This window comes from uncultured Bacillus sp. (genome assembly GCF_958411575.1).
Taxonomy (GTDB): domain Bacteria; phylum Bacillota; class Bacilli; order Bacillales; family Bacillaceae; genus Bacillus; species Bacillus spizizenii.
The window spans coordinates 43,807-56,625 of the sequence record NZ_CATYRA010000012.1 but is presented as its reverse complement, the minus strand read 5'-3'; the positions used below and the strand labels follow the sequence as shown (position 1 = coordinate 56,625).

Genomic DNA, 12,819 nt, shown 5'->3' with positions numbered 1-12,819 from the left:
TTTTATATTTTACCTTTTCCGTCTGATTCCGCTCATCACAAAACCGCTTTCAGGCAATGACGGCATTCTCGCGAGACTGTAATGCAGTGATTGTTCCGGAACCTCGTATTCAATCTGATTGACGAGAAAATCCAGGCTTGCTTTCATGACTTCAATCGTAATGCCTTCCCCTGGACAGCGATGCCCTTTCTCCGCGTGACCTCCACCTTGAGGAATCAAATCAAACGGATTTTCCTCCCACTCCGCAAATCGTTCAGGCCGAAATTCATCAGGGTTGTCCCATAAGCGAGGGTCGTGATTCGTTCCATATACATCAAGCAGTACCGATGTGCCCTTCTTAAACTCACAGTTATTCCATTCAAAATCCTTTTTAACAAGCGCCCCTAAAAACGGACCGAACGGATAGTATCTGCGGACCTCCTGCACAAACATTTCTCTTTCCCGGCTGCTTCCAGAACGCAGCCATTCCTTATACTTCGGATGCTTATGAAGCGCTAAAGCTGAAAACACAAGAAAGTAAGAAATGGCGACGATAGGCCGCAGTACATTAATCAGCTCAATGGCGGCCATCCGGGAATCCAGCTGGTTGCCATCTTCTTGAGTGTGAAACGCCATTTCATGCAACGCTGTTCCGGCAGGTATTTTCAGCAAGCCCGCACGGACATCTTCAATCATTCTTTCAATCCACTCTTCCGCACGCGGCCTTGCTCTTCTACCCTTCCAATGCCGCGGCCCCACAGCTCCGAAGGCGTCAACCATATCAATGAAGTCATCCGCTCTCTCTTTGACTTCCGTTTCCTTCAGCGGAACACCTGCCCAATAGCACGCTACCCGGCATAGGATTTCTTTTGCTTCCTCAAATAATACAACCTGATCTGCCTTCTCCCATCTCGTGACTGCCGCTTCCCACTCCTCTGTCATCAGCTCAGCCAGCCGTTTTTGATGCGGAGGTGTCATTAATGACAAAAACAGCAGCTTCCGATGAATATGCGCGTCGCCATCCATCGTCTGGATCGCATTGACGCCAAACAGCGATTTTTGCACTCGTTTCGGGAGAGCACCTTGCCGCTGAAATCGTTCGGTATCATAAAATATCTTCGCAGCTTCTGCCCCGCTCATACAAATAAATGTTTTTCCTAGCAAACGTGCCTGAAACAAATCCGAATGGTAATGCTCTTTTCTATTCTTTATAAACAAATATCCTTCCCGCATCAAAGCCACACTGTTATCGAGGCTTTTGTCATGTGGAATCTGCTCATTCATCTCGTAACCCTGCCTTCCTTTTTACTCTCTATTTTCACTTTATCCTACAAGCATAAACCCAATAACAGTATTTGTTTTCGGAACCAAATTTAAGCGTTTTTATGAGCAGTATTTAAAGGAAGAACAGAAGAAATAGAGAAAAGGTAGTTGATTAAAACAAAGGGGAGAACAAAATGAAGAAATGGATATATGTTGTGCTTGTGCTGAGTATTGCAGGGATCGGCGGCTTTTCCGTTCACGCATCATCGTCTGCCCATAAAAAACATCTGAATGTCAGCCAAATGAATGTCGATGACGAATTCAATGATACGGTCGGAACCTTCATTTTTCACGATGTGCAAAAGGACAAGACTTTTGTCTACAACAGAGAACGGGCAAACAAAAGACAAACTCCGCAGTCCACCTTTAAGGTCGTGAACGCCTTAATCGGGTTACAGGTAAAAGCTGTTCGGGATGAATACGATGTCAAACGGTGGGACGGGGTCAAGCGCGAATTCGAATCATGGAACCGCGACCATACGCTAGGCTCGGCCATGCGGGAATCCGCCATCTGGTATTATCAAGCATTAGCGAGAGATATCGGTGAGGAAAGGATGAAAACATGGCTTCATACTCTGTCATACGGCAATGAGGATATCAGCGGGGGGATCGACCAGTTTTGGCTGCAAAGCTCGCTGACAATATCTCCGCTGGAACAAGAAGCCTTTTTGGAGAAACTTGTAAACGAGGAGCTTCCATTTGACAAATCGGTGATGAAAACCGTCAAGCGCATGATGATTCAAGAGGAAGGAGATCACTACACACTCTACGGAAAAACCGGAACCCGCCTGACAGATATGGGATTAGGCTGGTTTGTCGGATTCATCAAAACAGAGCATGGCTCGTATATTTTTGTCACCAATGTCGATGATTCCGGTACAAAAGCCAAAAACATCACAGTGGATATCCTGAAAAAGTATGGCTTGATCACATCCTAAATAAAGGAGCCCTGCAAATAGGCAGGGCTCTAAATGTCATGCTCAAAACAATAATGATTCACAAGCTCTTCAATCAAATCATGATCAGGATATTCTCCGTTAAATTCAAATTCGATTTCTTCCACAAATTCTCCGTGACGGTACACATGGATGGCTCCATTTTGTCGGACGACGCTAAACTCCGGCTGAAATGTATATCCGCTTCGTTCAATTGCTCCCATTTCTTACCCGCCTTTCAAAGCAGTAATTCATACACCTCGTTTAATTCCTTGGCCCGTTTTTGATCCTGTTCATTCTGCGCATACTTAATTTCTTTTTCTAATACATGGTTCAAAAAAGACATTTCATTGTCATCTAAGTCTTTTACAAATTCCTCTTCATTTACATACCGCTTCCCTAGCATCTTCTTGCAAATCCGCTGGCAGACTTCATTTTCAAGATGATTCGAAAGTGATTCGCGCAAATAACCGAGTGTAACATCCATTTTATGCACACCTTTCCTTTTGCTATCTTTACCTTATAGCTTGCTAAAATAGGGAAAATCCATACGCGAAAAATAAAAAAAGAGACATCCGTGAATGTCTCTTTTTCTATGCTTATTCAGCCGCTTGGCTACTTTTTGTCAAATTGGCCTGCGTACGTTTGCCAATCCCAAACACATAATAACTAATGACCACAAGCGCTAAGAAAATCACGCCTACAATCAGCGAGATACGCGTATCATCATTAAACCACATGCCGACCAGAACCATCAGCAAGAAAGCAATCGTCAAGTAGTTTGTGAAAGGTGCAAACGGCATTTTAAATGGATGTTTATCTAATGTGGCACCCTTCGCTTTCCTGAATCCGATATGGCTGATCAAAATGATAAACCAAGGAATCATGCCCGGCAGCACACTTGCACTGTATACATAGACAAAGATCTTCGGCGGCGCAACATAGTTCAGCACAACACCGATTGCCAAACCGATCAGCACCGCAATTGTGCCATAGAGCGGCACACCATTGCGTGAAATCTTCTTAAAAAATTTCGGCGCTTGTCCATTGACGCCTAATGTATAAAGCATGCGTCCTGCACTGAAAATACCGCTGTTACAGCCGGACATTGCCGCAGTAATGACGACAAAGTTAATAATTCCGGCCGCTGCCGTAATTCCGATTTTCGAGAACGTAGACACGAACGGACTTCCAAGTGAGTTGAGCTCATCCCAAGGATACACGGTCACGATCACAAAAATAGCGCCAATATAGAAAATCAAAATACGCCAGATAATACTTTGAATCGCACTTCTTAGCGTGTTTTGCGGGTCCTTCGCTTCACCGGCTGTAATCCCGATTAGCTCAACACCTTGATAGGCAGCAATGACGAGAGACAGCGCAAAGAAGAATCCAGAGAAACCGCCTGCAAAGAATCCTCCATGAGACCACAGGTTCGACAAGCCGATCGCATCTCCGCCGTTGCCAAACCCGAAGAAAATAATCCCGAATCCTGCAATAATCATCAAGATAATTGTCACAATTTTAATCATCGCAAACCAAAACTCAAACTCACCAAACGACTTAACAGAAATTAAGTTCGCCGCACCAAGAATCACCATTGCCACGATACCAGGTATCCAAGCAGGCAAATCCGGGAACCAATACTTCATATATGAACCGACAGCGATAATTTCTGACATGCCGACGATAATCCATTGGAACCAGTTGCTCCATGCTGTCATATAACCTGCCAGAGGATGAATATAGTTATGGCCGAATGTCGCAAAAGAACCTGTACTCGGTTCGACATACAGCATTTCACCCATTGCACGCATAATAAAAAAGATAAAAATTCCGCATATTGCATAAGCCAAAAGGACAGACGGACCAGTCCATGAAATCGTGCTGGCAGAACCCATAAACAAACCAACACCGATCGTACCGCCCAAGGCAATCATCTGAATATGACGCGCGCCCAGGCCCCTCTTTAATTCTTTATTTGCCACTCCTCTTCCCCCTCTTACATAATACTCGAAAATGAGAAAATAGCAGGCCTGCTTATCTTTCTCACCAATCAGTTATAACAATCAGAAAATTCAAACGTAAAATCGTTATATAATCTCCTTAATTACTTATTTCATCATAATAAATTTCTCTGGAAAATACAATTGTTTTTTTCAGGCAAACACATTTATTCAGAGTTTTTAATCGTATGCTTCATTTAAATTCTTTTATATAAATATAATAATATTGTTTGAATATTGAAATTATACATCTTCTAAGATTCTCATAAAAAATAAGCTGTTCACAATGAACAGCTTTTTAATAATTCACACCTGTTTGGAGCTTTAATGTCTCAAGCCACTTGGTATCTCCGGTGCCATAGCTCTTGCTTTGCCCCACATCTCTCAGAGATCCATTGCTATAATCAATTGATATGATGAAATCCGGAATGGCATCATACCCGGCTTCCGCCATTTTACTGAGCTCTGAACGATAGTGAGATATAGCATAAGAAGCCGTTTGTTTTTGCAAAGGATCTTTTTCAAGCTCTTCTTGATATACGTCTAATAAATCACGTCCATCAGGCGTTACGTACCGCCCGTCAATCACTTCTAAATCCTTCAAATGATAGCCTGTGACTTCGTACATCTCACGAGCAGCTTGATACTTTTGATATGCCTCTTCGGAAAATTGTGTTGAATCACCGCTTAGGCTTTTCATGATATGTAAAAATAGCTCTTTGCTGTTGTCTCCAGATTGCAGCACTTGCTCAATTTGCTCAATCAGTGCCTGATCGTCTGTCCCGCTCACCTGTACCTTATAGTCAATCGGCGTAATCGTAAACGTCAGCTCTGTCCCCTGCGGAATGTGAATATGGTTTCGGTTCAACAGTACTTGCAGCTGCTGGTTAACCTGGCTTCGCTGATACACCTTTTCATTCTCAGCCTCCACTTCCCCATTAAACATGACATTGCGAAATGCGGCATCCTGCAGGTTATAGTTTTGGGCCTTACCTTTGAATAGCCATTCTGTTTCATTATCGTAAGCAGCCTGTCTTTCTGCAGCTGACAGATCACTTCTGAAATAAGGAGACTTTGAATTTTGGTACTTATCCTTTATATAGCCTAATGGATCAGACTTCGTTTTGTTAATCGCATTCATTCTGCTGTATTTTTCATCAAGTATTTTGATTCTGATATCACTCTCAGATTCATAGGGGTTTTTGGATTGAATCACTGTTTCCTCCCCTGTATCTGTCACTGTTCGATCATTCGCTGATTGATACACTTTGCTGAAAGTCCCATTGTTTCCTGTCACGCTGGCTTTAGAATAATTGAACTGATTGATTCCCTCATTTGAAGATCGTGACTCAGGCCTGCTGTATGCCTGTTCCAGCACTGTTGCTGTATTTTCAGACGTATTCTCGCGTGTAGCAGCCGCATTCCTATTCAATATGTTCTGTGCCATCAGCTGAGTACGGATAAATTGCCGATTCAGACGCATTGGGTTCCCTCCTTAACAATTCTCTCTTACTCTATTTTATCGGCAATACCAATGTATATATTAACCTCAAGAAACATTTATTTACACTTAAAGCGTTATTATGTATGATGGAAATAAAAGGAGGTTGTTTACAAGATGAAAAAATGGCTCTTTCCATTCGTTATTATGCTGGCTGTCTTCTTCACCTTTACTTATTCGGCATCAGCTGCCGGAGTTACTGCTATTACAGGAAACAATTCATTTGATACCGCAGCACCAATCGGATATTGGAAATATAAGAATATCGATACAACGATACTGGAAGCCGGACAAGATGAAGCCTATTTCACTTTTACAGCTTATAAGGGAGAAAAAGTATACGTGAGAAGTACATACCAGAGCGCGTACACAGGGATGAAAATTGAAATTTACGATAAGAACAGAGTACCTGTTTCGCAAGGCACAGAAGTGATTAATCCTAATACGTTCTCTTCTTTTATTTATGCCAATGCTGACGCCCAAAACACGACAGATCCCTTCTATGTGAAAGTGTCACGCGGCACCTATACCGGGAACATGTATTTTACACTTTCAATTGAAGACCGAATCAAATCCGGCAGCGGAACATTCCAATTCAGCGGCGTTGCTGAAAATAAAGGAAATACCACCCTTAGCCCCTCAGGTTCTGACTCCAGTGTGATCAAGGTTGATTTAACAAACCAATCTGGAATACCGCGCGATGCCATTGTTACTAGAGTACAAACAACCGCCACTCAAACACCCAGCCAGGGAAATACACGCCACTTCATCATGACGAGCGAAAATAACGAATGGCGCCGTGCACTTGTGAATAGCTCGACGTCAGGGTCTTATGATATATCATTGTCAGATCAACTCAGTGTCGCTAAGGTATGGAGTTTTAAATATAATACTTTAGCAACTGCTAGATCGACGATGAGTAATGTAAAAGCAAAAATAGATTATGAATACGATGTCACAAAGCAATTTTAATTCATACTGAGCTGGTTCAACTTCCATGAGCCGGCTCTTTTTTATGCTTAGCTCCCATTGACTTAGCCTAGAATGCAATTGTTTTGATAAACTATACTCAGTACAACCAAGGGAAGTGCAGACATGGCATTAAAACAGCTAAAAAAGCTACTTTTTGACCGTCCTCTAAAGGACGGCGTTATTCTAAATCATCAATACAGAATCGAAGAATGCCTCGGAATGGGCGGCTATGGGTTGGTTTATTTGTGCACCGATGTCCATACTCAAACATCTTATGTCTTAAAACAGCTCCGGCCGACAAAAGCGAAAAAGGAAAAAGAAAGAGTCCGGTTCCAGCAGGAAATAAAACTGCTCAAAAGCATTCACCACCCGCAAATCCCGGACTTCAAGGATGATTTCATCATAGACGGGCAAGCTTATTATGTCATGCAGTTCTTTGATGGAGAAAATATAGAGGAATTATTATTTTTTCAAAAACAGCCGTTTACAGAGCTTATGGCGTTACAGCTGATTTCTCAGCTGCTTGAGATTGTAGAATACCTGCATGAACGCCTCATTTTTCACAGCGACATCAGAACGCCTAATATGATCATCAATAACGGCAGGCTCTGTCTCATCGATTTCGGCCTTACAAAGCAATTGACTCCTGAAGAAACTGAGGAAGTAAAGGTGAGGAAACAGGATGACTTCTTCGATCTCGGAGAAACACTGTTATTCCTGCTGTACTCTCAATATAAAGGAAAAAAGAAGAAAAACGGCACCTGGCTTGAGGAATTAACGCTCACAAAAGAAGTAACCTTGCTGCTGAAAAAATTATTAGGCATCGAGGAAGAATACCAGAACACCGCTTTGATTCGCGAAGACCTGAACCGCGCGATTCAATCGGTCACATAAAAAAACCCTTGTCCCAAGACGGAACAAGAACTTTTTTTGAGATTAACTGCTGCTGTAGCTCCGGCGCTTATAGCGATGACTGCCGCCATAACGGTCGTAGTGTCTTCTTTTACCTGAGCTGCTGTAGCTGCGGTAATGCCGGTGTCTGCGATAGCGATCACTCGAGCTGCTTGAGAGGTGCTTGATCGTTTTAATGATTTTTTTAAACATATGCTGATCACCTCATTTCTTTCTTCCTATTATATAGAGTTTATAGGAGAAAGAAAAACATCTCTTAGACAACAGCTACATTCAAGTGAAGCCCTAAAACATATGAACATTATTGGTTCATCATATGATCCTCTGTTAAGTGAAGATAATATGTTTGTTTGACTAGAGCTAATAGATGTTGTACTTCATTCTCATTTTCTAAACAAAAATAAAGCCTGGCCAGATCAAAACTTGAACTTTGCTTTTCATCTACAACATCACCTTCTTGGTATAACAATTCAACCTCCAGTATGCCAGCAAGCTTTTCCCATTCCTCGATGGGCGTAAATTCTTTTATTGTTCCGTTTCGGCAAGGCAAGCTAAAGTATCCGACAGTTCCCTCTATTGGATTGACCGTGAGATTTGGATCTCTATATACGGAAATGTTAAGAGAACTTTCCCATAAAGATATATTGAATTTTTTTTCTATCATGCGGCTGATCCCTCCGCCCCCAATACGCATTGCAATCTCACCGACGATCAGTTCACCTGAATGGGTTCTGTATATTTCAAGATGCCCGGGACCGTCTGTGATACGAAACGCTTGAGCAACAGACTTCTGAAGTTCTAATATTTCAGCATAAACCGGATCATTTTGACTCAAAATAAATGACCCTTGGATTTTAGCCATTCCTTTTAGCAAAGGCACTGTATATTTTGATATTGATACAAAAAGAATTTCTCCGTCAGCGTATAAAGTATCACAATGAAACTCTTCCATTTCTATACATTTTTCAGCAATCATAAGTGAGTTATTCTTCTTTAGTTCGCCTAAACCACCCGATGTTGAATACAGGTCTTCGTAATGATCTAATGAATGGATGATAAAAGTATTTAAGGCGCCCGAACCAAGAGCCGGCTTTACAATAATAGGCCAGCCTAGTTTCTCGCCTGCTGCAGGGATATCCTCTACTTGGCTTACACACAAAAAATCTGCAACAGGAATCCCTTCCATTTTAAGTTTAGTCTTCATTGCCAATTTATTCGTCATATAAAGAGCTGTTTCAAATCCAGGCCCGGCTATCCCAAAATAGGAGCGAAGAAACCCGCCTGTTAATATACTCTTTTCGGTTGTTGAAACAATATGATCAATTGGCCCCACTTTTAATATCTCCAGCATCAAACTCTTCATCACCGTTAAATCTGTTACATCATCAACGATGTATACATGATCTGCCCAATGTGAATAAAGAGGGGCATAGCACGATCTCGTAATGACAGATATATTGATAGAATCATTTGTTTCCTTATCTTTTTGAAAAAACTGAATAGGCTCTGGTTTATCGGAATTAATGAGTAAAATACGAAGCATCAGAATAAACTCCTTTTCAATACAATATATTGTAAGTAATCTGATTTTCCAATGTATCCAAAAGCATCCAACTAGGATGATCATATTTCATATCACCTATATTGATCAAATAACGAGATGCAGAGTCTAATGTGATAGGCTTACCGTTTATAATGCTTTTCCGTTCATAATAAGGATTATTCTCTATCTCCTTAACTTCAAACAGTACATTTTGGTGGTTATGACCATAAAAGATCCACGGGCTGCTCCAATAATGAACATTGCTGGGCCTCCAATAATCTTCTTCTCCCGTCCAATCAAAAGTATGGCCATGCGTTAATCTGACCATTGGAGTTAAATGAATTTCTAAAGGCATGTGAATCAAAAAGTTGTAAAAGTCTTTCGGAAATTCTTTCTCTGGGATCAGACTTAATATCCTCTCCTCTTGATTACCTTTTATCACTCGAATATCTTTTAACAAATTCATTAATTCCCAATCCAAATCTAAAACTTGTTCCATGCACTGAAACTGAAAATCTTTTAAATCCTTTTTAGGAACCTTAACTTCAAAAACATCTCCCAAACAAATGATCTCATGTATAGAAGAAAAGGTTTGGATATGCTCCAAAACCTTTTCAAGATTATCACGTTTCCCATGTATATCTGTTATGAAGGCATAGCGCAAGAAGAAGAATCCCCCTTAACGATTTTGGCCAAACTTTTTTTCTATATAATCCAAGACATGCTGGTTGTATTCCAGTTTACCTGAAATGATAACGTTATCTTCTTCATCAATTAAAGCGGGTATATAAGGAACGCCTGTTTTTTCTATTAATTCTGTTCGTAAAGCACGATCCTTCGGAAGATTCACATTGATATACGTTACATTCAGCTCAGTTAATTTCTCTCTTACCGGTTTGCAATAAGGACATGGTTCCCTCTGATATAATTTAAGCATGGTGTATGACTCCCCCTCCTAATGCATCACTCAAAGCAGTCATGCTGATCCCAGACTGAACCTGATAACCCATTTCTGTTAACACCAATTCCATTATTCCGAATATTCCGAACAAATCAATTTCATCAATAGCTCCAATATGTCCAATCCTGATCATCTTCCCTTTAAACTCACCTTGACCCCCTGTTATCGTAAGTCCATATTCTTTATTTAGTTTTTTTAATAATAAAGCTGCATCAATTCCCGATGGAGCTAACGCTGCTGTCACTGTATGACTTCTAACATGAGGAGATTGTACAAAAAGGTGAAAACCTAAAGCTTCCAATCCTCTTTGCGTTGCCCTAGCGATACGGGCATGTCGTCTGGTAGCATTCGAAAGGCCTTCTGCTTTCAATAAATCTAGTGATTTTTTTAATGCTAATAGTAAAGATACACCCGGACTTGAAGGTGCCATAGGATAAAATTTTTTAAATCTTTTAAATGAAAAATAGTAAGTTGAAGGCTGAATTTCATTAATCACTTTCCAAGCTTTCGGCGAAATAGCAACAAACGCTAAGCCCGGCGGCATCATAAATCCTTTGTGAGAGGCTGCTAATACTATGTCTAATCCCCAATCATCCATTGATAGCTCATGAGAAATAAGGCCGCTTATAGCATCAACAATCACCAGCACCTCTGTATCTCTGAACAATGATCCAATGGCCTTTACATCATTAACTGCTCCCGTTGAGGTTTCACTGTAAACAGTGAGCACTCCCTTTATATCCGGATGCTGCTTATACGCTCTTTCAACTTCTTCAATATTAACAGAAGTTCCCCAAGGAGAGCTTACGGTTATCACCTCTAAACCGAATACTGTACAGATATCAGTAAAACGCTCTCCAAAGTAACCATTAGAGACGACTAAAACTTTATCCCCCCTATTAAAGGAGTTTGATACAGCAGCCTCCATAGCCCCCGTACCTGAAGATAACAAAATATAAATATCTTGTTTTGTCAAAAAAAGATCTGGGAGTTCACGATTAATTTCATTAATAATATCCTCCATTTGCCGGGATCGGTGATGAATCATTTCCTGTGCTCCCGCCAATAAAATTTCCTGCGGAACTTGCGTAGGTCCCGGAGTAGCCATCCGTAACTTCCTCATCTCAAACAACTCCCCTAATATATTCATTAACGATCTACATAGATTTTTCGTTCTGCTTCCCTTAAATCAAAATCAAATAATACGACCCTATGGCTGTCCGAACAAGCTAGCTTATGATTTTTGTATGGAACCATCACACTTGTCCCAATCATTGAAGACCACACATGTGAAAAGCCATTTGGATCACCGGTCGTGTTAAAGTGTTCATATTGTTTATTTTTTGAAGCAATGGACTCTAAACATTGGAGCAAGTCGTGTATGGTGCCTGGTTCATAACGCATAACAGTGAGACCTACCGTACTGCCGGTTACACAGACCTTTGCTAAACCTGAAGATGGCTCTAATTGAGATAATGCGTCTGTTACTTGTTCTGTAATGTCATAACTGTGATTAAACCCTTTTGATTGAATCGTGATTTCAACCACTTTATTTTTCTCCTTTATTTCCAAATTTTCAAAGATTACAGAGCGTATCTCTCGCTAAACACTGAACCCTCTAAAATGCCTGATCCGCTCACTTCAAAAGCAGAAAGCTTTCCAGCAAGCTCAATACACTGATTTATTTTTCTCTCCAGTTCATTCTGATGTACAGGCCGAATATAATGGTTCCACATCGTGTTCCCTTTCGTAAAAATCCTTTCTATATGCGGTACAATCAATTCACCATGATTACTTACCTGCTTGATTCCGCATTCTGTTGAAGGAAATAGATCAGGGTAAATCATACATTCGACCATAAATGATGTCCCTGGTTCTGCAAAAGGAATAACCTTCTTAAAAAAAACCGGATCAATGGCCATTTTATGTTCAGTTGACCAAAGATTTTCTTTTACTGATTCAATTTTATTAGAGAGCCCGAAGTGTTCGACGAATTCCGGATATTTAGAAAGTGTGCCGAGTCCCAAATGAGGATAATCCGGCCACCCTGAGGCCCGTAATTTCCCATCTTCCATCCAAAGAAAAGTCTTATCACCGCTTATGAGTTTGTACCCGTGTTTACTCACTAATTCCAGCAATAAAGTTGACTTGCCTTTCCCTTTTGAACCTATAATGAGAGTTGCTTTGTCATCTTTTAACGCACTGGTCGCATGCACCACCGCCACACCATGGTTCTCTTCATTTTTCAATACTAAATCTCTAATGAACTCAATTAAAACCAGTTCATCCTGCTCTGCATTTTGTAACTGTGTAGAAATGATTATTTTCTTGTTTTCTTTATCAAATGAAAGGATCGTATCTGTTTTTGTACATTTAACATATTCAATCCCTTCAACAGTTACTCGTTTACAAGGAATGGTGAAATAATCAGTAGCACTTTTTCTGATATAAATATCCTCACCGTTATTAAAGTCTATCGTTTGAAATTCTTCTTTATTATGAGTCATGTATACATCAGCCAAACGATCTTCTTCATGTCTTCCCCTGTTAATAAAAAAGTGTGTACTGAAAAAATCAAAAACATGGTCTAATGATAATGACGGTTCAATAAAAAAATTAATTTTTGAATGTAAATATGCTAGTGAAACAATATTATATTGGTCAGAAATCATTCTAAATTACTCCTA

General features: G+C 40.5%; 15 protein-coding genes. 3 read left to right on the top strand and 12 right to left on the bottom strand.

Features of this window, described 5'->3' with window-relative positions; genetic code table 11:
- Window positions 1-9: 9 nt before the first annotated feature.
- The gene (locus tag Q5C82_RS17520; RefSeq protein WP_003223725.1) at window positions 10-1,263 is read right to left on the bottom strand and encodes a cytochrome P450; all 1,254 of its coding nucleotides are present in this window, start codon (window positions 1,261-1,263) and stop codon (window positions 10-12) included.
- A gap of 173 nt (window positions 1,264-1,436) precedes the next feature.
- On the opposite strand from Q5C82_RS17520, the gene blaOXA reads away from it, so the two are divergent.
- Entirely contained in the window at window positions 1,437-2,240 is an 804-nt protein-coding gene (blaOXA, locus tag Q5C82_RS17515) for a class D beta-lactamase (protein WP_003223722.1), read from the top strand.
- Window positions 2,241-2,269: 29 nt separating this feature from the next.
- Here the strand turns inward: blaOXA and Q5C82_RS17510 are convergent, their stop codons facing one another.
- From Q5C82_RS17510 to Q5C82_RS17495, 4 genes are all read right to left on the bottom strand, one after another.
- The gene (locus tag Q5C82_RS17510) at window positions 2,270-2,461 is read right to left on the bottom strand and encodes a YbxH family protein (RefSeq protein WP_003223719.1); all 192 of its coding nucleotides are present in this window, start codon (window positions 2,459-2,461) and stop codon (window positions 2,270-2,272) included.
- Between the two features lie 14 nt (window positions 2,462-2,475).
- On the bottom strand, window positions 2,476-2,724 hold the full coding sequence (csgA, locus tag Q5C82_RS17505) for a sigma-G-dependent sporulation-specific acid-soluble spore protein CsgA (protein ID WP_003223716.1): 249 nt from the start codon (window positions 2,722-2,724) through the stop codon (window positions 2,476-2,478).
- Between the two features lie 112 nt (window positions 2,725-2,836).
- On the bottom strand, window positions 2,837-4,225 hold the full coding sequence (locus Q5C82_RS17500) for an amino acid permease (protein ID WP_003223714.1): 1,389 nt from the start codon (window positions 4,223-4,225) through the stop codon (window positions 2,837-2,839).
- A gap of 316 nt (window positions 4,226-4,541) precedes the next feature.
- The gene (locus tag Q5C82_RS17495; protein ID WP_003223712.1) at window positions 4,542-5,726 is read right to left on the bottom strand and encodes a DUF4885 domain-containing protein; all 1,185 of its coding nucleotides are present in this window, start codon (window positions 5,724-5,726) and stop codon (window positions 4,542-4,544) included.
- Window positions 5,727-5,861: 135 nt separating this feature from the next.
- Here Q5C82_RS17495 and Q5C82_RS17490 point away from each other — a divergent pair, with 135 nt between their 5' ends.
- Both Q5C82_RS17490 and Q5C82_RS17485 read left to right on the top strand, forming a co-directional pair.
- Window positions 5,862-6,716 carry a hypothetical protein gene (locus tag Q5C82_RS17490; protein WP_003223711.1) on the top strand — a complete coding sequence of 285 codons (855 nt, stop codon included), beginning with the start codon at window positions 5,862-5,864 and terminating at the stop codon, window positions 6,714-6,716.
- 123 nt (window positions 6,717-6,839) lie between these two features.
- Entirely contained in the window at window positions 6,840-7,610 is a 771-nt protein-coding gene (locus Q5C82_RS17485) for a protein kinase (protein WP_003223709.1), read from the top strand.
- On the opposite strand, the gene Q5C82_RS17480 is transcribed toward Q5C82_RS17485, so the two are convergent.
- The 7 genes from Q5C82_RS17480 to Q5C82_RS17450 all read right to left on the bottom strand — a co-directional run bounded on the left by Q5C82_RS17480 (window position 7,595) and on the right by Q5C82_RS17450 (window position 12,804).
- Window positions 7,595-7,831: a hypothetical protein gene (locus tag Q5C82_RS17480; protein WP_003223707.1), complete on the bottom strand. Its 237-nt coding sequence runs from the start codon at window positions 7,829-7,831 to the stop codon at window positions 7,595-7,597. The two genes, Q5C82_RS17485 and Q5C82_RS17480, sit on opposite strands and share 16 nt — an antisense overlap.
- Before the next feature lie 98 nt (window positions 7,832-7,929).
- Window positions 7,930-9,171, bottom strand: a complete 1,242-nt coding sequence (locus Q5C82_RS17475) for an ATP-grasp domain-containing protein (RefSeq protein ID WP_003223704.1) — start codon at window positions 9,169-9,171, stop codon at window positions 7,930-7,932.
- A gap of 16 nt (window positions 9,172-9,187) precedes the next feature.
- Entirely contained in the window at window positions 9,188-9,835 is a 648-nt protein-coding gene (locus tag Q5C82_RS17470) for a metallophosphoesterase family protein (protein WP_003223702.1), read from the bottom strand.
- Window positions 9,836-9,850: 15 nt separating this feature from the next.
- On the bottom strand, window positions 9,851-10,108 hold the full coding sequence (locus Q5C82_RS17465; protein ID WP_003223700.1) for a glutaredoxin domain-containing protein: 258 nt from the start codon (window positions 10,106-10,108) through the stop codon (window positions 9,851-9,853).
- Window positions 10,101-11,240, bottom strand: coding sequence for an alanine--glyoxylate aminotransferase family protein (locus Q5C82_RS17460; RefSeq protein WP_003223698.1), 1,140 nt, complete (start codon window positions 11,238-11,240; stop codon window positions 10,101-10,103). Before Q5C82_RS17460 ends, Q5C82_RS17465 begins: the two co-directional genes overlap by 8 nt.
- Window positions 11,241-11,281: 41 nt before the next feature.
- Window positions 11,282-11,680 carry a YjbQ family protein gene (locus Q5C82_RS17455; protein WP_003223695.1) on the bottom strand — a complete coding sequence of 133 codons (399 nt, stop codon included), beginning with the start codon at window positions 11,678-11,680 and terminating at the stop codon, window positions 11,282-11,284.
- Between the two features lie 35 nt (window positions 11,681-11,715).
- The gene (locus Q5C82_RS17450) at window positions 11,716-12,804 is read right to left on the bottom strand and encodes a hypothetical protein (RefSeq protein WP_003223694.1); all 1,089 of its coding nucleotides are present in this window, start codon (window positions 12,802-12,804) and stop codon (window positions 11,716-11,718) included.
- Window positions 12,805-12,819: the final 15 nt, after the last annotated feature.